This window comes from Bacillus sp. NTK034 (genome assembly GCF_017303275.1).
In the GTDB taxonomy this organism is placed as follows: Bacteria; Bacillota; Bacilli; order Bacillales; family Cytobacillaceae; genus Cytobacillus.
In genome coordinates, this window is record NZ_JAFKOJ010000001.1 from 1,122,309 (window position 1) to 1,143,252 (window position 20,944).

Annotated in this window: 17 protein-coding genes and 1 pseudogene; 13 read left to right on the forward strand and 5 right to left on the reverse strand. The window is 41.6% G+C overall.

Going from position 1 to position 20,944, the window contains the following annotated elements; genetic code table 11:
* Positions 1-127: 127 nt before the first annotated feature.
* The 11 genes from JI665_RS05585 to JI665_RS05635 all read left to right on the forward strand — a co-directional run bounded on the left by JI665_RS05585 (position 128) and on the right by JI665_RS05635 (position 11,632).
* Complete coding sequence (locus JI665_RS05585; RefSeq protein ID WP_206837369.1) at positions 128-517, forward strand: thioesterase family protein; 390 nt, start codon at positions 128-130, stop codon at positions 515-517.
* Between the two features lie 83 nt (positions 518-600).
* Entirely contained in the window at positions 601-1,710 is a 1,110-nt protein-coding gene (locus JI665_RS05590; RefSeq protein ID WP_206837372.1) for a Leu/Phe/Val dehydrogenase, read from the forward strand.
* Between the two features lie 74 nt (positions 1,711-1,784).
* A complete protein-coding gene (gene pdhA / locus JI665_RS05595; RefSeq protein WP_206837375.1) occupies positions 1,785-2,852 on the forward strand; it encodes a pyruvate dehydrogenase (acetyl-transferring) E1 component subunit alpha in 1,068 nt (355 codons plus the stop codon).
* Positions 2,852-3,847, forward strand: coding sequence for an alpha-ketoacid dehydrogenase subunit beta (locus JI665_RS05600; protein ID WP_206837378.1), 996 nt, complete (start codon positions 2,852-2,854; stop codon positions 3,845-3,847). The genes pdhA and JI665_RS05600 overlap by 1 nt, the downstream gene beginning before the upstream one ends.
* A gap of 11 nt (positions 3,848-3,858) precedes the next feature.
* On the forward strand, positions 3,859-5,082 hold the full coding sequence (locus tag JI665_RS05605; RefSeq protein ID WP_206837381.1) for a dihydrolipoamide acetyltransferase family protein: 1,224 nt from the start codon (positions 3,859-3,861) through the stop codon (positions 5,080-5,082).
* Positions 5,083-6,525: a dihydrolipoyl dehydrogenase gene (gene lpdA, locus JI665_RS05610; RefSeq protein WP_206837383.1), complete on the forward strand. Its 1,443-nt coding sequence runs from the start codon at positions 5,083-5,085 to the stop codon at positions 6,523-6,525.
* Positions 6,526-6,639: 114 nt separating this feature from the next.
* Complete coding sequence (gene hppD, locus JI665_RS05615; RefSeq protein ID WP_206837387.1) at positions 6,640-7,755, forward strand: 4-hydroxyphenylpyruvate dioxygenase; 1,116 nt, start codon at positions 6,640-6,642, stop codon at positions 7,753-7,755.
* Positions 7,756-7,819: 64 nt separating this feature from the next.
* Positions 7,820-8,914: a histidinol-phosphate transaminase gene (hisC, locus tag JI665_RS05620; protein WP_206837389.1), complete on the forward strand. Its 1,095-nt coding sequence runs from the start codon at positions 7,820-7,822 to the stop codon at positions 8,912-8,914.
* A 5-nt stretch (positions 8,915-8,919) separates the two neighbouring features.
* Entirely contained in the window at positions 8,920-9,540 is a 621-nt protein-coding gene (locus JI665_RS05625; protein ID WP_206837392.1) for a flavin reductase family protein, read from the forward strand.
* A 4-nt stretch (positions 9,541-9,544) separates the two neighbouring features.
* On the forward strand, positions 9,545-10,468 hold the full coding sequence (locus JI665_RS05630; RefSeq protein ID WP_206837394.1) for a fumarylacetoacetate hydrolase family protein: 924 nt from the start codon (positions 9,545-9,547) through the stop codon (positions 10,466-10,468).
* 9 nt (positions 10,469-10,477) lie between these two features.
* On the forward strand, positions 10,478-11,632 hold the full coding sequence (locus JI665_RS05635; protein ID WP_206837397.1) for a homogentisate 1,2-dioxygenase: 1,155 nt from the start codon (positions 10,478-10,480) through the stop codon (positions 11,630-11,632).
* Positions 11,633-11,674: 42 nt separating this feature from the next.
* On the opposite strand, the gene JI665_RS05640 is transcribed toward JI665_RS05635, so the two are convergent.
* The 4 genes and pseudogenes from JI665_RS05640 to arcA form a co-directional block, all read right to left on the reverse strand.
* Positions 11,675-12,529, reverse strand: coding sequence for a DegV family protein (locus JI665_RS05640; protein WP_206837400.1), 855 nt, complete (start codon positions 12,527-12,529; stop codon positions 11,675-11,677).
* Positions 12,530-12,835: 306 nt separating this feature from the next.
* The gene (locus JI665_RS05645; protein ID WP_206837403.1) at positions 12,836-14,389 is read right to left on the reverse strand and encodes an ABC-F family ATP-binding cassette domain-containing protein; all 1,554 of its coding nucleotides are present in this window, start codon (positions 14,387-14,389) and stop codon (positions 12,836-12,838) included.
* A 214-nt stretch (positions 14,390-14,603) separates the two neighbouring features.
* A complete protein-coding gene (gene katA / locus JI665_RS05650) occupies positions 14,604-16,061 on the reverse strand; it encodes a catalase (protein WP_206837405.1) in 1,458 nt (485 codons plus the stop codon).
* A gap of 287 nt (positions 16,062-16,348) precedes the next feature.
* Positions 16,349-17,565: pseudogene (gene arcA, locus JI665_RS05655) on the reverse strand (arginine deiminase).
* A 348-nt stretch (positions 17,566-17,913) separates the two neighbouring features.
* Here arcA and JI665_RS05660 point away from each other — a divergent pair.
* The gene (locus tag JI665_RS05660) at positions 17,914-19,104 is read left to right on the forward strand and encodes a glycine C-acetyltransferase (RefSeq protein WP_206837407.1); all 1,191 of its coding nucleotides are present in this window, start codon (positions 17,914-17,916) and stop codon (positions 19,102-19,104) included.
* A 53-nt stretch (positions 19,105-19,157) separates the two neighbouring features.
* Entirely contained in the window at positions 19,158-20,102 is a 945-nt protein-coding gene (locus tag JI665_RS05665) for an L-threonine 3-dehydrogenase (RefSeq protein WP_206837410.1), read from the forward strand.
* A 34-nt stretch (positions 20,103-20,136) separates the two neighbouring features.
* Here the strand turns inward: JI665_RS05665 and JI665_RS05670 are convergent, their stop codons facing one another.
* Complete coding sequence (locus JI665_RS05670) at positions 20,137-20,880, reverse strand: arylamine N-acetyltransferase family protein (protein ID WP_206837412.1); 744 nt, start codon at positions 20,878-20,880, stop codon at positions 20,137-20,139.
* Between the last annotated feature and the right edge of the window lie 64 nt (positions 20,881-20,944).

Consider the following 20,944-nt stretch of genomic DNA (forward strand, 5'->3'; position numbering starts at 1 on the left):
TTTTATGGGTGTAAATGAAAAGAATTTTTAAAGTTTTTACAATTTATTGACTATTTATTTAACGTAATGGTATCATATCGTTAAATAAACGTCATACATATTTTTATATATAACAGGGAGTGATGGAATGAAACCTGGGCTGCAAATTGGAAATCAGGCAGTTGTCCATGCAGTGGTATCTCCTGAGATGTTCGCACAGTTTGAAGGGGAGGTCATTCATCCTGTCTATTCAACCGTAACGATGATCTATCACATGGAGTGGGCATCCCGCCTGCTGATCATCCCTTACTTGGAAGAGGGAGAAGAAGGGATGGGGGGAGCTGTTTCTGCCAGGCATTTATCCCCATCACCTGAAGGCTCATCCATTATCATTACGGCTACCGTATCCAAGCTGGATGGAAATTCAGTTTACTCAACTGTAACCGTCCATAATGGAAAGATCCTGGCAGGCAAAGGTGAAGTTAAACAGGTGATTCTGAAGAAAAGCAAGATTGCAGAAATGTTAAAGAGAGTTTAAAAGATTAGAAGCATCTGAGCCTAAAAAAGGCATTTTAATTTAATTTTATTGTAAGCGCTATCATAAATAAAGGGGAGAATGAAATGACAGATATGTTTCAAAAAATTAAAGATCATGAACAAGTCGTTTTCTGCAACGATGAATCTACCGGTTTAAAGGCTATTATTGCAATCCACAGCACCAGATTGGGGCCGGCATTGGGAGGCTGCCGTATGTTTCCATACAACAGTGTCGATGATGCCCTTGAAGATGTCCTCCGATTATCAAAAGGCATGACCTATAAATGTGCAGCTGCCGATTGTGACTTCGGAGGCGGGAAGGCTGTAATTATCGGGGATCCATTAAAAGATAAAACACCCGAACTATTCCGTGCTTTTGGCCAATTTGTTGAATCATTGAACGGGAGATTCTATACAGGAACAGACATGGGTACTTCTACAGAAGATTTTGTTCATGCCCTAAAGGAAACGAATTGCATTGTAGGGGTTGATGAGGTTTATGGAGGAAGCGGCGATTCTTCGGTACCAACTGCACAAGGTGTTATTTATGGCCTGCAGGCAACCAGTAAAGCCCTGACAGGAGCAGAGGACCTTTCAGGCAAAAGTTATGCCATTCAGGGACTAGGCAAAGTTGGATATAAAGTGGCAGAAAGACTGCTGGAGGAAGGGGCAGATTTATATGTGACAGATATCAGCCGGCAGGCAATCGACCAGCTCCTATGCAAAGCGAAAGAAATTGGTGCCGGGGTGAAGGTACTATCCGGAAATGATATATATGAGGCACCTGCAGACTTTTTTGTTCCATGTGCAATGGGCGGGGTCATTAATGATGACACAATCGGCCTGCTTAAAGTAAAAGCGATCGTAGGTTCTGCCAATAACCAGCTTATAGATATGCGACATGGTCAGATCCTAAAAGATAAGGGCATATTATACGCTCCCGATTATATTGTGAATGCAGGGGGATTAATCCAGGTAGCAGACGAATTATACACACCTAATAAGGAAAGGGTACTCCGCAAAACAAAAGCTATTTATAACTCTCTTCTGAACATCTACGAACATGCTGAAGCAAATGGTATAACAACAGTGGAAGCAGCCAACCAATTCTGCGAGAGCCGCATTGAAGCGCGCACACGCAGAAATAGCTTTTTCTCCCATATGAAACGCCCGAAGTGGTCAGTAAGGACCTAATTTTTTTGCTTGGATAACAATGTATGTACCGTATAAAAGTGATAAAAATAATTCAATAGCCAAAGGGTGAGAAGATGGAAAATCACTTTCCGATCAGACGGATAATGGACGAAAATGGAAACATCATCAATTCCGATTATGAAGAAAAAATAACTGAAAAACTTGTAAAAGAGTTTTATAGACATATGGTAAGAATCCGTATTTTTGACCGCAAGGCTATTTCACTCCAGCGTCAGGGCAGGATAGGCACATATGCACCTTATGAAGGACAGGAGGCTTCCCAGGTCGGAACTGCAGCTGCCCTAAGGGAGAACGATTGGATGTTCCCTACCTATCGCGATCACGGAGCAGCTATGACCTTTGGCCACTCACTGCGAAATATCCTGTTGTTTTGGAACGGAAGAAATGAAGGGTGTGTGCCGCCTGATGGAAAGAAAATTTTTCCTCCGGCCATCCCGATTGCGACACAAATCCCTCATGCGGCAGGAGCTGCTTTCGCTGAAAGGAAAAAAGGTACATCAAATGCCGCTATTGCTTATTTTGGAGACGGTGCGACTTCAGAGGGGGATTTTCATGAAGGGTTGAATATCGCCAGTATTTTTAAAGCTCCGGTTGTCTTTTTTAATCAAAACAATCAATACGCCATATCTGTTCCATTTAACAAGCAGATGAATACAAAAACAATCGCCCAGAAAGCCCTGGCTTACGATATTCCGGGAGTCAGAATCGATGGGAATGATGTTTTCATGGTTTATTTTGAAACCTTAAATGCATTAGAAAGGGCTCGTAAAGGTGAAGGGCCGACACTAATCGAAGCAGTTACGTGGAGATATGGGGCACATACCACTGCAGATGATCCATCTAAATACCGTGATCAATCGGAAAGCACCAATAGAAGACAGGAGACTGACCCTATTTTAAGACTGGAGCGCTGGTTGAAAAATGAGGGGAGATTCGATGAGCAATGGGTGCGGACAACTGAAGAGAAAGCTGCTGCTGAAATAGATAAGGCTATAGCTGAAATGGAGGATTTTCCTCCTGCCGATCCAGCAGTTATTTTTGACCATGTCTTTGCAGAGCCGACATGGCAAATCAGGCAGCAGAAAGAGGAGTACTTGAAGATGATGGGAGGTGACCGATAATGAAAACGGCAGTAGAAGCAAAAACCATGACATTGGTTCAAGCTATTACCGATGCACTGGATACCATGCTGAATGAAAAGGAAGAGGTTTTGCTGCTGGGCGAAGATATCGGAAAGAACGGTGGTGTTTTTCGCGCAACTGATGGTCTTCAGGCTAAGTATGGCGAAGGCCGTGTAATTGATACTCCTTTAAGTGAAGCGGGATTTGTCGGAGCGGGGATTGGCATGGCTGTAAATGGGTTTTTGCCGGTGATTGAAATTCAGTTTCTGGGTTTTATTTATCCTGCATATGAACAAATCATGACACATGCTTCGAGAATCCGAATGAGGACGATGGGACATTTTACTGTTCCGATGGTTATAAGGGCTCCATATGGTGCAGGTGTAAGGGCTCCGGAAATTCACTGTGATTCAACGGAAGCCATTTTTACACATATGCCTGGCATTAAAGTAGTCTGCCCTTCCAGTCCCTATGACGCGAAAGGGCTGCTGATTGCTGCCATTGAAGACCCGGATCCAGTTCTGTTTCTTGAGCCGATGCGCTGCTATCGTTCGGCCAAGGAGGAAGTTCCTGAAGGGAAGTATAGCATTGATATTGGCAAAGGCAATAAGCTCATGGAGGGTGATGATGTGACGGTCATTACATGGGGAGCCATGGTGCCTGAGGCTATGAAAGCGGCAAAGCTGATGAAAGAAAAAAACACTCATTGTGATGTGATTGATTTAAGAACTCTTTTCCCTCTGGATAAAGATATGATCGCAGAATCTGTCCAAAAGACAGGGAGAACAGTCATTGTCCATGAAGCTCATGCTACCGGCGGAGTAGGAAATGACGTGCTTGCCATTATTAATGATACATCGTTTTTATATCAGAAAGCACCTGTTGAACGGGTTACTGGATTTGATGCACCAGTGCCATATTTCGGTTTTGAGGACCATTACCTGCCAACTCCGGCAAGGATCCAGCAAGCAATAGAAAAAGTAATGAAGTTTTAGGAGGAGAGACTGTGGAAGTGAAACTTCACGATATTGGAGAAGGCATGACAGAAGCAGATATCAATTGCTTTTTAGTCAAACCTGGTGATGCAGTCAGAGCCGATGAACCGCTAGTTGAAGTACAGACTGATAAAATGACTGCTGAAATACCTGCTCCCAGAGCGGGAATTATTAAGGAATTTAAAGTGGAGCCTGGCGATAGGATTACAGTGGGGACGACCATCTTAATTATAGAGACTTCGGGACATGATGGCATTGAGAAAGTGAAGGTCACTTCTCATCCTGCAAACACTCCTAAGCCGCAGGAGCCAGTGCAATCTTTTTCGGCATTCAAAGGAAAACGGGTGCTTGCTTCCCCATTTACGAGAAAAATAGCACGCGAAAATTCGATAGACATTGAGAATATTACAGGGACTGGTCCTGCCGGCCGTATTTTGGATGAAGATATCTATCAATACTTAGCATCTGCACAGAGTAAGCCTGACCCAGCTGAACAGGAGCTAGCGGTTTCGATAGATACTATAATAAGCCCGCCTGCTGAGAAAGGAATCATTCCGTTTAGGGGCAGAAGAAAACAGATTGCCAGGAAAATGGCACAATCCCTCAATACCATTCCGCATTGTACCCATTTTGAAGAAATCGATGTAACCGAGCTGATCACTTTCAGAAAAGAACTTAAAATTCTGAACGAAAATATATCTGCAACAGCCTTTTTCCTGAAGGCATTGTCAATTTGCCTGAAAGAATTTCCTGTGTTCAATGCAGTCCTGCATGAAGAAAAAGAAGAAATACATTTGGCAAGTGTACACCATATCGGTATTGCGGTTGATACGGATGAGGGGCTCATCGTTCCGGTCATTACCCATGTTGAGAATAAGACAATCAGAGAAATTCATGCGGAGATGAAACTGCTCACGGAAAAAGCGGTGGAAAATAAGCTTTCTGTCAAAGAAATATCTGGAGGGACATTCACGATCAGCAATGTAGGACCCCTGGGCGGAAGCTTTGGAGCGACACCGATTATTCAGCATCCGCAAACCGCACTGGTATCTTTTCATAAAACAAAGAAGATGCCTGTTGTGACAGACGATGACCAGATTGTGATCCGGTCAATGATGAATATATCTATGTCTTTTGATCATAGAGTTGCAGACGGGGCGACAGCTGTACGCTTTACTAACCGGTTTGCTGAATTGATTAAAAATCCGAAAATGCTTGTTCTGGAGATGGTATAAATGGTAGTTGGAGAACTGGCACATGAGCGCGATGTCATCATTATCGGCGGCGGTCCCGGAGGGTATCATGCTGCGATCCGTGCTGCACAGCTTGGACGCAGTGTTACATTGGTTGAACAGGACCAGCTTGGCGGGATTTGCTTAAATAAAGGCTGCATACCTTCAAAGATCCTAACACAGTCTGCAGAAAAATTCACTTCATTTCAAGAGGGGGAAAACTGGGGGCTTGAAGGAGGAGATATATCGATTAATTTAAACAAGCTTAAGCAATACAAGCAGAAGAAAGTTGAACAGCTCCGGGCAGGAATTGAAGCACTCTGTAAAGCCAATAAAATTGAGATGCTTAATGGTTCAGCTTTTTTTCTGTCGGAGGATAAGGTTGGCATCGAAAAAGGAGACAAATTTGATGTTTTCAGATTCAGAAATGCAATCATTGCGACCGGAGGAACACCTGACAAACCACCTTGGATCAGAGAGTTAAGTGAAATGGTATTAGATCAGCATTCCATTTCAGAGTTGAGTGAATTACCCGATAAACTATTAATCTATGGCAGTGACTATATTGCGCTTGAAATAGGTATGGCTTTTCAGACACTGGGATCTAAAGTGACTATGATCCTTAATGATGGTAAAGAGGATTTTGATTTTGATCAATCCATTTGCCGGGAACTGAAGAGGATTTTAAAAAAGAAAAAAATAGACATTGTAAGAAATTCGGATGTAATGGAATTACAGCAAAATGAAGGCATGTTTACAGTGTCCTTCGAATTAAAGGGAAAAAAAGAAACAATTTCAGGCTCACATTTTTTTGTTTCAACACCCATTAAACCAAACACTGATCAGCTGGGACTATCCCGAATAGGGGTTGAACAATGTGCAGCGGGGTTTATAAAGGTGGATGCCCAAAGCAGGACTACACAGAATCATATCTTCGCAGTGGGTGATGTAACAGAAGGTCCGGCCCTTGCTGTTAAAGCAATTAAACAAGGAAAAACAGCTGCAGAAGCTATTGCTGGGATTCAATCTCAATCAGATTTCCATTTCATTCCAATTGTAGCTCATACACAGCCTCCCATTGCAAGTGCAGGGTTAACGGAAAAGGAAGCAATTAACATGGGCAACGATATTGAAATTGGCCAATTTTCATTGTCCGCCAACGGATTTAGCGCTCTGACCGGAAAAAAAGAAGGATTTATAAAAGTCATCAGCTGCAAGGAAAAACAAGTTCTTCTGGGAATCCACATGGTAGGCACTGGGGCAATAGAGCTAATTTCAGCCGGCATTATTGCATTGGAAATGGCAGCCAGGGATGAAGATCTAATTTTCCCAAACTATCCCCATCCAAGTGTAAATGAAAGCTTGCTCGAAGCTGTAGAAGCTTTAAGGAATCAGGCTATTCACATCCCGCCCAAAAGTATAAATGAGCAAATATTAAAATTGTAGCTTACTTTAATGCAGAAGTGCATTATAGCTTTAACTTGAACTCTTGAGAACGTTTGCAGGTTTCATATATGATAAATTCAAAATATTACTAATATTTGAAATGGAGGGGTTAGCATGAAAGATGAAAAAATGTTAAAGGAACAAAATAAAGCCGATTTCTTTCCTGTGAAGGAGGTAGATTATTTAGAAATCTACTCAGGGAATGCGAAACAGTCCTGCCATTTTTTCTGCACGGCTTTCGGCTTTAAGCCAGTTGCTTATTCTGGTCTGGAAACAGGCAATAGGGAAACGGTGTCTTATGTTCTTCAGCAAAGAAAGATCCGCCTCGTAATTACCGGAACTTTAAATGATAGTTCCAGAGTATCGAATTTCATTAAAAAGCATGGGGATGGCGTAAAAGATATTGCTTTAGCCGTCGATGATGTTGAAACTGCCTACAATGCTGCAGTCGAAAGAGGAGCAATTGAAATACAGCCGCCTTTTGAGATAAAGGATGAGCAAGGCACAGTAAAAAAAGCAGTTATTGGTACATATGGAGATACAATTCACACACTTGTCGAACGCAATAACTATAAAGGCGTATTCATGCCTGGCTTTGAGCCTTATCAAACGGAAGTTCCATTTGAAGATGCCGGTTTTATAGGAATCGACCATGTTGTTGGAAATGTAGAGAGAATGGAGGAATGGGTGAATTATTATGCAAATGTAATGGGCTTTAAGGAAATGAAACACTTTACAGATAAAGACATTACAACAGAATATTCCGCACTGATGTCAAAGGTCATGCATAATGGCGGCAGGATAAAGTTCCCTATTAATGAGCCTGCAGAAGGGAAACGCAAATCCCAGATTGAGGAATACCTTGAATACTACAACGGCCCAGGTGTGCAGCATCTGGCCATCCTGACAGAGGATATCGTCAGCACTGTCAGCATCCTTCGCAAAAATGGGGTGGAGTTTTTAAGTACACCTGATTCTTACTACGAAATGCTTTCTGAACGCGTAGGAAAGATTGATGAAGAGATTGATAAACTGAAAGAATTGAATATACTCGTTGACCGTGACGACGAAGGGTATTTGCTGCAAATCTTCACGAAGCCAATAGTTGACCGCCCCACCCTTTTTATTGAAGTCATTCAGCGTAAAGGTGCAAGAGGGTTTGGTGAAGGCAACTTTAAAGCACTCTTTGAATCAATTGAGAGGGAACAGGAAAGACGCGGGAACCTATAATTTTTCAGCCTAAAAGGGAGATGCTTTCTCCCTTTTTTAATAATTAAGTAAGGAGGCAGCGCAGATGTCCAGAATCCAGACCAAAAGCGCAGTGGAGAAGATTGTTTCTTATCCTCTTGGCAGCTCGCCGGAAGAGATCAAAGAAAAGTTCAATTTAATGGCTGTCCGGAAAATGTCTGATAATGAAAATGTGTATGGGTGTTCACCAGAAGTGAAGAACAGCATCAGCAGAGCAATAAACAGTATTTATTTTTATCCGGACGGAACTGTTTCCCTGCTCAAGCGCAAACTGGCCGGGTTCTACAATATTGGTGAAGATAAATTTATAATAAGCAATGGTTCAGAAGAAATCATCCGCTTATTGACTAGAGCATACATAAGTCCTGGAGACGAAGCTATTATGGCACAGGTAACCTTTCCGAGATATGAAACAAACGTCCTGATTGAAGGCGGCAGTGCTATAACTGTCCCGCTGCATAATGGCACTCATAATCTAAATGCCATGTATGCGCAGATCAGCAAAAAAACAAAAATGGTATTTATCTGCAATCCTAACAATCCTACCGGAACCATTGTCGGTAAAACAGAACTTCTGCAATTCATCGAAAAAGTTCCTTCGAATGTCTTGATTATTCTAGATGAAGCTTACTATGAATATGTGCAATCTGCAGATTACCTTGACTCTATTTCACTTTTGGAAAAAAAGCCAAACTTGATCATTCTGAGGACTTTTTCAAAAATTTATGGTCTAGCCGGACTCCGTGTCGGCTATGGAATTATGGATTCCGAGATAGTGAATGAACTACAAAAGGTAAAAGATGTTTTTAATGTCAATCATCTGGCACAGGCAGCCGCTGCAGCAGCATTACATGATCAGGGCTTTATAAGGGAATGTGCTGACAAAAATGCCAATGAGATGGAATTTGTGAGCCAAAAGTTAAAAGATATACACGTTGGCTTTTTTCCTTCCCAAACCAACTTTATTTATATTTTCAGTCAGTATCCTTTGGCGGAAAACTTGATTGCAAATGGCTTAGTTGTACGGCAAATGAAGCTTGAGGGATATCTTGATGCTTTTCGGATGACTTTAGGTACAAGAGAAGATAATGAAGCAGCCATGAATGTGATAAACAAACTTTTAAATGAAAAGGCGGTGTAAAGTGTATGGAATTAACTCCTGCCAGTCTGGAATGGAATGACGCTTATAAGCTGCTGGTTGGTTCTATCCTGCCGCGTCCCATTGCGTTTGTTACCACGATGGATGTGGATGGAAATGTAAATGCAGCTCCATTTAGCTTTTTTACTGCTATATGTGCAGATCCGATGCTGATTTGTTTTTCACCTATGCGAAAAGGGATGGATGGCTCTAAGAAAGATACGCTCGCCAATATCGAAGCGACAAAGGAATTCGTTATTAACATTGTCAGTGAGGACTTTACTGAAAAGATGAATATTTGTGCTGCGGATTATCCTGCTGGTACAGACGAACTAATCGCCGCCGGGCTAACTAAAGAAAAAAGTGCGACTGTGAATCCTCCTCGGGTGAAAGAATCAAAAGTCCACCTGGAATGCAGTCTCCATCAGGTGCTCCATTTTGGAGAACAACCTGGTTCAGGAAGCCTTGTGATTGGAAAAGTGGAGCATGTGCATGTTGCTGAAGGAATATACGAAAATGGAAGGATCAATTCAGAGAAATTGAAGCCAGTTGGCCGGATGGCAGGACATATATATACCAGGCCGATGACGGATATATTTGAATTAATCCGAAAAACAGACCCAAGGTGATGCTATGAAATTCATAACCTTCCAAAAATCAGATGGATCCATTAGAGCTGGCTGGCTGAAGAATGAGGAGCATGCCGTTGATATGCATGAAGCAACCAATGGTGTTCTTCCTAAAACAATGCTGGCATTCCTGGAGAATCATGAATTTTTTATGGAATACTTATCTTCCGGCAAAAAACTGAAGGACACTGATAGAGGGGTTTATCCTTTATCAGAAGTCACCTTAAAAGCTCCACTTCCAAATCCAAAAAGCTTCCGGGATTTTTATGCTTTCGAGGAACACGTGAAAACAGCAAGAGCCAACCGCGGTCTTGATATGATACCCGAATGGTATGACATACCAGTTTTTTATTTCTCAAATCATTTAAGCATCAAGGGGCCGAATGAAGAAATTTTACGACCAAGCCATTGCGAATGGCTTGATTATGAGCTTGAAATTGGCTGCATCATTGGAAAAGAAGGAAGGGATATCAAAGCTTCTGAAGCCGATGATTATATTTTCGGGTATTGCATCTTAAATGACTGGAGTGCAAGAGACATTCAGCGCAAAGAAATGAAGGTAGGCCTTGGCCCTGCAAAAGGGAAGGATTTTGCCACTTCTTCAGGGCCATATATCGTTACAAAAGATGAGCTTGAGGATTTCCGTGTTGAAAACGGCTATGATTTGCCGATGACAGCAAAAGTAAACGGGACTCTTCTATCTGAAGGGAATATGCAGGATATCTACTATTCTTTTTACGAAATGATTGAGCGGGCTTCTGACGGTGTAACCCTTTGCCCAGGTGAACTGATAGGCTCCGGGACTGTTGGCAGCGGCTGCATCCTTGAGCTCGGCACAGATGTTCACCGCTGGCTTGAATCAGGAGATGAAGTGGAGCTTGAGATTGCAAGTCTTGGAGTCTTAAAAAATCGAATTGCAAACGAGTGAGGTGGAAACATGTTTTATCGCCAAATGGGTAGAATCCCGCACAAAAGGCATACGACTTTCAAAAAATCGGATGGAACTCTTTTCAGGGAACAGGTTATGGGAACAAAAGGTTTTTCCGGTACCCAATCCATTCTTTATCATCACTATATGCCTACAGAGGTAGCACGAAGTGAGCTGATAGGAAAATATGTTCCCGAGTATGAAGAGCAGGAAAGCTTGAAGCACCGCCATTTGTTTACAGATCAAATCGAAAAGAAAGGGGATGCGCTTTCAGCCAGGGAATATCTGCTTGGGAATGATGATCTTTTAATAGGCACTATAAAAATTACAGAGCCGATGAAAAGCTTTTACCGGAATGGTGATGGCGATGAGATGCTCTATATTCACTATGGCACAGGAAAGATTGAGACCATGTTCGGAACATTAACCTATCGTCCGGGGGATTATGTCATTATTCCGATTGGCACAATTTACAGGGTGATTCCGGACAAAGAGCAATTGACTAAAGTGCTTCTGGTGGAGTCCTTCAGCCAAATTACAACCCCAAGAAGATACCGGAATGAATATGGACAGCTGCTCGAACATAGTCCATTCTGCGAAAGAGATATTCGGGGACCGGAGACCTTGGAAACATATGATCAAAAAGGGGAACATGAAGTTATTACGAAAACAAGGGGATATTTGCATTCTCATATCCTGAACCATCATCCGCTTGATGTGGAAGGCTGGGACGGCTATCTCTATCCGTGGGTATTTAATATTGAAGACTTCGAGCCGATTACTGGAAGGGTCCATCAGCCCCCGCCAGTTCATCAGACATTTGAAGGACATAACTTTGTTGTATGTTCTTTTGTTCCCAGGTTATATGACTACCATCCAGAGGCCATCCCTGCCCCTTACTATCACAGCAATGTCAACAGTGATGAACTGCTTTACTATGTGGAAGGCAACTTTATGAGCAGAAAGGGTATCAGGGAAGGCTCTATCACCCTTCATCCAAGCGGGATTCCACATGGGCCTCATCCTGGGAAAACAGAAGCCAGCATCGGAAAAAAGGAAACACTCGAGCTTGCTGTAATGGTTGATACATTCAGGCCATTAAAATTGGTAAAAAAAGCTAAGTCAATAGAAGATGAAAAGTACATGTATTCGTGGGTTGAATAGTAAAAAGCACTTTCCCTTTTTCCTTAGGGAGAGTGCTTTTTTCTACTTTTCATTCTGCCAAATGATAGCGATGGTTCCTTCACCTGCATGGGCAGCAATAGTTGAGCTTATTTCACCAATGATAATATCGAGGCGGGGAAAGTGTGATTTTATTTCCTCCGCCATTTCCTCCGCTTTTCCGGGCACATTCCCGTGCATGATTTGAACCTGAGGAATGGTGTGGCTTTCGTATGCATCCCCGAGCAATTCTATCATTCTTTTAATTGCTTTTTTATCCGAACGGACTTTATCAAACAATTCAAACTCCCCGTCCCGGTTAATCCGGATTATTGGCTTTATTTTCAATATGCTTCCCAGCAAGTATTGTGTTCCTGACATTCTGCCGCCTTTATAAAATTGCTCAAGGCTTCCAAGCAAAATATAATTCTCAGATTTAGCTGCCTCACCTTGCAGGATTTCAGCAATCTTATGTGCTGGCATATCATTCTCAGCAAGCTTTAATCCTTTGTACATTAAAGACGTAATGGCATAAGACATGCATTTTGAATCAACTGCCGATACAGGGAACCCTGCCAGCTCTGATCCAGCCAGGCAGCTGTTCATCGTGCCGCTTAATTTGCTGGAAACATGTACGGCAACCGCAGCATCATATTCATTCTTCAATGATTCAAATAGCTCAGCAAATCTCCCGGAAGATGGCTGTGAAGTTTTAGGAACTTCTTTTTCAGTCCGGATTCGGCTATATAGCTGCTCTGTGTTTAAATCAATGCCATCTTCAAACGACTCCTCACCGAATGTTATTGATAGAGGCACAACATAAACATCAGGATGTTCGAGCAGCTCCTCAGAAATATAAGCTGTGCTGTCTGTAATCCAGGCAATCTTCTTTTTTATCATGAATGTTCTAAGTCCTTTGCCAATTATTTTTCATCAATATTAACCGCTTCCATTATTGAAAACTTCCCTTATTATACACGAAGAAATCATTGCCTGTATTGCTTTTGAGTGATCCATTTATAGGAAATGACCAGAGTATGCTATTAGAATGTTTATATGGAGCTCCTGAAGGCAATTAAGTATCTTTTGTGAACAATGTTTGTACCTGATAAAAAGGGGCCTGAAATGAAAAATCCCCTGCTTGGCAGGGGAGTGTGATTGTGTTTACTTTATTGACCTGATACCGTTTAAACTTATTTATTGAGATTAAAAAACTTTCGTAGTCCAATCCTCACAATTCCAAATATCGGTCGCAATTTCACGATAGAAATCAGGTTCGTGGGATACCATCAAGATACTTCCGCGATATGCCTTTAAAGCACGCTTTAATTCTTCTTTTGCATCCACATCCAAGTGATTGGTAGGTTCGTCCAGAATTAATAAATTCGTTTCTGTGTTTAAAATTTTACACAATCGAACTTTGGCTTTTTCGCCACCAGAAAGGACTTCGATTTTACTTTCAATATGTTTCGTCGTTAATCCGCATTTTGCAAGAGCAGCACGAACTTCAGCCTGATTCATACTTGGGAACTCGCTCCAAATCTCTTCAATACAAGTGTTGTAGTTGGACTGTTTAACTTCCTGCTCGAAGTAACCGATGTATTGATACTCACCGCGTTCCACTTTACCCGAAATGGGACTAATCAATCCAAGAATACTTTTTAAAAGAGTAGACTTACCAATACCGTTAGCACCCACGAATGCAATTTTTTGTCCGCGTTCCATTTTCAAATTCAGCGGGCGGGAAAGTGGTTCATTGTAACCAATAACAAGATCTTCAGTCGTGAAAATCCAACGACTGGCTGCACGAGCTTCTTTGAAAATAAACTCTGGTTTCGGCTTCTCTCTTCCCAATTCAATAATTTCCATTTTGTCGAGCTTCTTTTGACGAGACATCGCCATATTACGAGTCGCAACACTTGCCTTGTTGCGAGCAACGAAATCCTTTAAATCAGCAATTTCTTGTTGTTGACGCTTGTATGCAGACTCCAGCTGCTGCTTTTTCACTTCATATATTTTTAAGAAGTTATCATAGTCACCAACATAGCGATTCAACTCTTGGTTTTCCATGTGATAGATCAAGTTAACAACATTGTTCAAGAATGGAATATCATGTGAAATCAAGATAAATGCATTCTCATATTCCTGTAAATAGCGCTTCAGCCATTCGATATGCTGTTCATCCAAATAGTTTGTAGGCTCGTCCAGTAAAAGGATTTCAGGCTTTTCCAGCAAAAGCTTAGCTAGTAAAACTTTCGTACGCTGCCCACCGCTAAGATCATCTATATCACGATCAAGTCCAACATCGTCTAATCCCAGGCCACGAGCAACTTCCTCAACTTTTGAATTAATTTGATAGAAATCATTACTATCTAAAGTTTCTTGCAGCTCGCCAACTTCTGCAAGTAATGCATCGATATCAGCGCCTTCATCACCCATTTTTGCATAAAGTTCATTGATCTCTGATTCCGCATCAAAAAGATATTGAAAAGCAGTACTCAAAGCATCACGCATCGTAGTGCCTTTTTTAAGTACAGCATGCTGATCTAAGTAACCAACACGAACTTTCCGTGACCACTCAACTTTCCCCTCGTCGGGTTGCAGCTTCCCGGTAACAATATTCATGAAAGTAGACTTACCCTCACCATTTGCCCCAACTAGTCCAACGTGTTCACCTTTTAAAAGTCGAAAAGACACATCATTGAAAATCGCACGATCACCGAAACCGTGACTTAAATTTTGTACATTTAATACGCTCATTTTTTTACCCCTTCTCTAATATTCCATGTGGATATCTTACTAGATTTAGACTGTTTTTTCTATCTAAAGTTATTTCCTGTGAAAAATGTAATTCGATTATAGGGATAAATTGAAAGTAATGTTGGGGGATTATCAAATAGGGGGTCACACTAACACTTTACCCGGAAAAAAGGTGCCAATTAGGTTATTGGCACCTTTCTCTGTTTCTAATGGTTCACTTAACTCCCTGCGGAACTGCCAGGCCAAGACCTTTAGCAATACGTGTACCGTAATCAGGATCCGCTTTAAAGAAATGCTGAATCTGGCGATGCTTAATTTCTTCTTTTTCTACAGGCTTCATGGCAGCAACAATGTTTGCCACAAGACGGGAGCGTTCCTCTTCACTCATTAAGCGGTATAGATCACCGGCTTGTGTGTAGTGGTCATTATGATCATACACAGCGCTTTCGGCTAAACCGGAAACAGGGTATGCAGCCTGCTTGTGCTCCGGTGCCTCAGTAGGTCCTCCAAAGCTGTTCGGCTCGTAATAAACAGAACCTCCGCCATTGTTGTCAAAGCGCATCTGACCGTCACGCTGATAGTTTTGCACTTCGTTCTTAGGGCGGTTGATTGGCAGCATCTGATGGTTTGCACCTACGCGGTAGCGGTGTGCATCATGATAGGCGAACAGACGGCCCTGGAGCATCTTGTCAGGTGAAACATCAATACCCGGCACGAGCGTTCCAGGAGAGAAGGTAGCCTGCTCAACTTCAGCAAAGTAGTTTTCAGGATTTTTATTCAGTACCATGCGTCCTACTTCGATTAAAGGATAATCTTTCTGTGACCATACCTTTGTTACATCGAATGGATCGAAGCGGTAAGTATTTGCATCTTCTAGCGGCATGATTTGCACGCATAGTTTCCACGATGGGAAATCGCCATTCTCAATTGCATTAAATAAATCCTCTGTATGGTAATCAGGGTTTTCTCCAGCCATTTTCGCTGCAGCGTCCACGCTAAGGTTTTTAACGCCCTGTTCAGTTTTAAAGTGATACTTTACCCAGACACCTTCTCCTTGTTCATTTACCCACTTAAATGTATGGCTGCCGAAACCGTGCATATGTCGAAGGGTTGCAGGTATGCCGCGGTCTGACATTAAGATGGTTACCTGGTGCAGAGACTCAGGGGATAAGGACCAGAAGTCCCAAACGGCTGTGGGATTTTTCAGATGTGTCTTTGGATCACGCTTTTGTGTATGAATGAAATCAGGGAATTTAATTGCATCCCGGATAAAGAATACAGGCGTATTATTTCCTACAAGGTCGTAGTTTCCTTCTTCTGTATAAAACTTAACGGCAAAGCCGCGCGGATCGCGTACAGTATCAGCAGAACCAAGTTCGCCGGCTACAGTTGAAAAGCGTACGAATAAAGGCGTTCTTTTGCCTACTTCAGACAGAAATGCGGCTTTTGTATATTTAGTGAGGTCATTTGTAACTTCAAAATAGCCATGTGCACCCGCACCTTTTGCATGAACAACACGCTCAGGCACACGTTCTCTATTAAAATGGGCGAGCTTCTCCAGTAAGTGAACATCCTGAATCAATGTTGGCCCTCTTGAGCCTGCAGTCATTGAATTTTGGTTATCGCCAACAGGTGCGCCCCAGCTTGTCGTGAGATTATTCTTTTTTGTCATTCGATAATCACCTCATAAAAGTTTTAATAACTTGCTTATATTTGTAATGATAACACTTCTCAAAGTAAAATCAATACTTTTTTATAATTATTATAAATAAAAATCAATTATTAAGAAGAAAATCCTATAAAAAGGTGAGGAGAATGCTTGTTTTAAATGGCATTAATATATTTATATTTGCGTTTTTTCTTAAAAGAACTGGTTTTTTCAGAAGGAGGAGAGGAGGATGATCATATAAATTTATTGGAGCACATAAAAAAATCGGGCGGTATAGGGAACCGCCCGATTTACTGGCTAATATTTTCTCTTATAATCGGCATGCTCATGCATCTTGGGCCACCCCGTCCTCTTGAGAGTTCTGAGCTGAGAATTTCAATGACCTCAACCCCATTTTGACGGAGGATGTCGTTTGAGACATAATTCCGGTCATAAGTTACAACAACACCTGGAGCAATTGCGAGTGTATTGGATCCATCGTTCCATTGTTCACGTGCCGATGCAATCGGGCAGCCTCCTCCACAAGGGATTAACACTAATTCATCAAGATGAAGAACTTCTTTTAGAGTTTCCTTCAAAGAGTTTTTCTCTGTAATTTTAAGAAGGTCGGAATTCTCCTCCTGTTCCAGTATGTAAATCTTCATACTGCCATCTCTATCTTCAATAGCTGGATGGTAGGTGAACTTATCGTGGTCAATCATAGTAAATACAGTATCCAGGTGCATGAATGCCCGGATTTTGGGAATTTCAACTGCGACAACTTTTTTTATGGATTTCTGGCGGGCGAATAGTTCCATTGCAAGTTTTTCTATCCCTTGTGCAGAAGTTCTTGCGCTGACACCAATGGCTACCGCTTCATCGCTCAATATCAGTTCATCTCCGCCTTCCAGTGAATAGAGATCATCACGTTTAAAGTAAGCAGGGATTTCATGTTTATTGAAACGGGGATGATGATTCACTATGTAGTCCATAAAAATGGATTCCCGTCTCCTTGCAGGTTCATGCATTCGATTAATGGTAATCCCTTCACCTATAACCGCAGCAGGATCCCGGGTAAAATAGAGGTTTGGCATCGGGTCCAGATAAAAAGGATAATGATCCGGCATCAGTTCATGAAGATGAATTTTCTTATCCTGATCAATATCCGATTTTACGACACCTGACATCACTTTCCTTACCAGAGATAGTCTTTTACTGTTTCGTAGGAACCATTTATATTCGATTGACTTTCCCATAAGACCTTTTCAATAAAGGAAATTCTCGTCTCGTCCTGCTGAATGGCTTCTGTCATCAATTTATCAAGATATAAGACCTCAATTCCCCGATTGCTTAGTATATTGGCGAAATAATCATGTTCTTTTTGAATGGCAGGCAAAAAGGGAATGTCATCGAATAAAAGTCTTTTCAAATATTGAGGTGTAAGATTTTCAATTTCCTTGCCAGGCCTGTGCAGAAGGACCGTCTTTAATTCTCCAATTTCAGAAGTTACATTTAATGGATGTTTCATTATAAATACCTCCAAAGGCAAAATGCCTGACCTATTTTTCTATGTTTGATTGGTTCCCTTTGTTTTCATAGAGTAAACAGCTCATTTGTGTGCATATTTATTCAATGGGGCTAAAATGGGAAGGGTAAATTTTTTCAAATTAAAAGGGCAAACTATATAACAGGCAATCATAATGAAACTGAAAGAAAATCTGTCCTTCATAAGTGTACAAAATGAAAAAATGTGTTAAAGTATAAATTGAAAAACCTTTACATAGCTTTATTTGTTTCATGAAATAATGTCCGTGCTGAAAATACAGTTGTGTATGAGTTGGCGACATTCAATAAAAATGAACTGGGGGATACTGAGATGACCAGCAAAATTTTAGATGCTTTTTTACAGGAAAACCTGGAGGATTTAAAGGATAGAGGACTTTACAACGTAATCGACCCTCTTGAAAGCCCAAATGGCCCTATAATCAAAATCAATGGAAGAGAACTGATTAATCTTTCATCCAATAACTATTTAGGTTTGGCCACTGATGAAAGACTTAAAAAATCAGCCATCGAAGCAATTGAGAAATATGGGGTTGGAGCAGGTGCTGTCCGTACTATAAATGGAACGCTTGAACTTCACACAAAACTTGAAGAAAAGCTTGCTGAGTTCAAACATACAGAAGCAGCCATCGCATACCAGTCTGGTTTTAATTGTAACATGGCAGCTATTTCAGCTGTAATGGATAAAAACGATGCTATTCTGTCTGATGAATTAAACCATGCATCCATTATTGATGGATGCCGTCTATCGAAAGCTAAGATTATTCGCGTAAATCATTCTGATATGGAAGATTTAAGGGCGAAAGCGAAGGAAGCAAAAGAATCTGGACAGTACAACAAAATCATGGTCATTACTGACGGTGTTTTCTCAATGGATGGGGATATCGCAAAGCTTCCTGAGATTGTGGAGATCGCGGAAGAATTCGATCTGATCACTTATGTTGATGATGCACACGGTTCAGGAGTGCTTGGAAAAGGAGCAGGGACTGTTAAACACTTTGGCCTTTCCGATAAAATCGACTTCCAGATCGGAACACTTTCTAAGGCAATAGGTGTTGTCGGCGGATATGTGGCCGGCAAAAAGGACCTGATTGATTGGCTGAAAGTCCGCAGCAGACCATTCCTATTCTCAACTTCTTTAACACCTGCTGATGTAGCAGCAAGCACGAAAGCCATTGAGCTGCTGATGGAAAGCACAGAGCTGAATGAAAAGTTATGGGAAAATGCCAACTATCTTAAGGATGGTCTGGAAAAATTAGGATTTGATATCGGGGACAGTGAAACACCAATCACTCCTTGTATTGTTGGAGATGAAGTAAAGACACAGGAATTCAGCAAAAAACTCAATGAAGAAGGCGTTTATGCGAAATCAATCGTCTTCCCGACTGTCCCAAGGGGAACGGGACGTGTCAGAAATATGCCTTCTGCGGCACATACGAAAGAAATGCTGGATCAGGCTATTGCCATTTATGAAAAAGTCGGCAAAGAAATGGGAATTATTTAAGTTTGACTATAAACAAAATCTAGAAGGCAAAGAGGAAATGTTGGAGGAATAAGATGAAACGAATTATGATTACTGGAGCTTTAGGCCAGATCGGCTCTGAACTAACCTTGAAATTAAGAGAAATCTATGGAACAGACAATGTTATTGCAACAGACATCAGAAAAAATGAGTCTGAAGCTGCCCAATCAGGACCGTTTGAAATGGTTGATGTTACTGATGCAAAATCAATGCTGGATACGGCTAAAAAATATAATGTGGATACAGTCATCCATATGGCAGCCCTGTTATCAGCAACAGCTGAAGCCAACCCGGTATTTGCATGGAATTTAAATATGGGGGGGCTTATGAATGCACTTGAAACGGCTAGAGAGTGCAACGCACAATTCTTTACGCCAAGCTCCATTGGCGCATTTGGCCCTTCTACGCCAAAAGACAACACACCTCAGGATACAATTCACCGCCCAACTACTATGTATGGCGTGAACAAGGTAGCGGGCGAATTACTGTCTGATTACTACTATTACAAATTTGGTGTTGATACCAGAGGCTTGCGATTCCCTGGTTTAATTTCTTATGTTACTCCTCCAGGAGGCGGAACGACTGATTACGCTGTTGAGATCTACTACGAAGCGATTAAAAATGGCCGCTATACTTCTTATATCGACCAGGGCACATATATGGACATGATGTATATGCCGGATGCATTAAATGCCATCGTTGATTTAATGGAAGCCGATGCAGATAAACTCATTCACCGCAATTCCTTCAATGTAACTGCAATGAGTTTTGAACCTGAACAGATTGCGGCAGAGATCAGAAAGCATATTCCGGGGTTTGAAATTTCCTATGAGGTGGATCCAGTGCGCCAGGCGATTGCCGACAGCTGGCCAAATTCGATTGATGCAAGCGCAGCAAAAGAAGAGTGGGGCTTCAAAGCAGATTTCGATCTAGCCAAGATGACTGCTGATATGCTTGATAAACTAAGAACAAAGTTATGAAAAAGCAAAAGGGACGCCGTATGGCAGTCCCTTTTTACAATTTTATATTGAATTGCTCGCGGAGAAATTCCTTTTTTTCCTCCTCGGTTAGTTCATATTTTTCTTTTGTGCCTTCTCCAGACTTAGTGACAGTCAATCCTGAGAGTGTAACACGGCCATTCTTTGTCGCAATAGTGGCCAGGTCGCCATGTGTAAAATGGGATTCAGGAGAAGTCTGATTGAAAAAACATGCATCATGAAAGTCACTCAGCTGCTTTGGCTTATCAGAAAAACGGTAAAGAATCCTCCATTCACCATCCTCAAGTCTTTGAAGGTCATATTTACCTTCAACGGACTCTCTTATCCTGTAAGTTCCGCTTACATCTGTTTTTTCCTCACCCGTTAAAGGTAAAGGCTGCCTGACAGAATCGCCGAATCCTACATCCGCCAAATATGGAATTTGATTCAAATAAACCAGTATGGCTGCATGGGAATCTTCTCTAACCCATCCATCCGGCTTTTTGACGGTGCAGGAAATCAAGTGGGATTGAAATCCCAGTTCTGACAGCAGGTATTGAAAAAGGCCGTTTAATTCATAGCAAAAGCCTCCCCTGGTTCTTTCAAGAATTTTTTCATAAAACGCATCTCTGTCCAGCTGAATAGGAATTTTTCTTGTTACGTCCAAGTTCTCAAAAGGAATTTTGTGCATATGGCTGCTCTGAAGTTCTTTCAGATAATCAAGATCCAGATTACGTTCAGCCGATACTGCAATGCGTTTTAAATATTTTTGTGCATCCATTAAATCACTCCATAATCTTTTTTTAACCATTAAGAAGGAAAAGCAAATCAATTTGCAGTAATGA

Bases quoted from the DNA above. Each gene is read 5' to 3' on its own strand.
- JI665_RS05625 (WP_206837392.1), top strand. From the start codon at position 8,920: ATGGAATTAACTCCTGCCAGTCTGGAATGGAATGACGCTTATAAGCTG.
- JI665_RS05645 (WP_206837403.1), bottom strand. From the start codon at position 14,389: ATGAGCGTATTAAATGTACAAAATTTAAGTCACGGTTTCGGTGATCGT.
- pdhA (WP_206837375.1), top strand. From the start codon at position 1,785: ATGGAAAATCACTTTCCGATCAGACGGATAATGGACGAAAATGGAAAC.
- JI665_RS05660 (WP_206837407.1), top strand. From the start codon at position 17,914: ATGACCAGCAAAATTTTAGATGCTTTTTTACAGGAAAACCTGGAGGAT.
- JI665_RS05640 (WP_206837400.1), bottom strand. From the start codon at position 12,529: ATGATAAAAAAGAAGATTGCCTGGATTACAGACAGCACAGCTTATATT.
- katA (WP_206837405.1), bottom strand. From the start codon at position 16,061: ATGACAAAAAAGAATAATCTCACGACAAGCTGGGGCGCACCTGTTGGC.
- JI665_RS05600 (WP_206837378.1), top strand. From the start codon at position 2,852: ATGAAAACGGCAGTAGAAGCAAAAACCATGACATTGGTTCAAGCTATT.
- JI665_RS05630 (WP_206837394.1), top strand. From the start codon at position 9,545: ATGAAATTCATAACCTTCCAAAAATCAGATGGATCCATTAGAGCTGGC.
- JI665_RS05635 (WP_206837397.1), top strand. From the start codon at position 10,478: ATGTTTTATCGCCAAATGGGTAGAATCCCGCACAAAAGGCATACGACT.
- lpdA (WP_206837383.1), top strand. From the start codon at position 5,083: ATGGTAGTTGGAGAACTGGCACATGAGCGCGATGTCATCATTATCGGC.
- hppD (WP_206837387.1), top strand. From the start codon at position 6,640: ATGAAAGATGAAAAAATGTTAAAGGAACAAAATAAAGCCGATTTCTTT.
- hisC (WP_206837389.1), top strand. From the start codon at position 7,820: ATGTCCAGAATCCAGACCAAAAGCGCAGTGGAGAAGATTGTTTCTTAT.
- JI665_RS05590 (WP_206837372.1), top strand. From the start codon at position 601: ATGACAGATATGTTTCAAAAAATTAAAGATCATGAACAAGTCGTTTTC.
- JI665_RS05670 (WP_206837412.1), bottom strand. From the start codon at position 20,880: ATGGATGCACAAAAATATTTAAAACGCATTGCAGTATCGGCTGAACGT.
- JI665_RS05665 (WP_206837410.1), top strand. From the start codon at position 19,158: ATGAAACGAATTATGATTACTGGAGCTTTAGGCCAGATCGGCTCTGAA.
- JI665_RS05585 (WP_206837369.1), top strand. From the start codon at position 128: ATGAAACCTGGGCTGCAAATTGGAAATCAGGCAGTTGTCCATGCAGTG.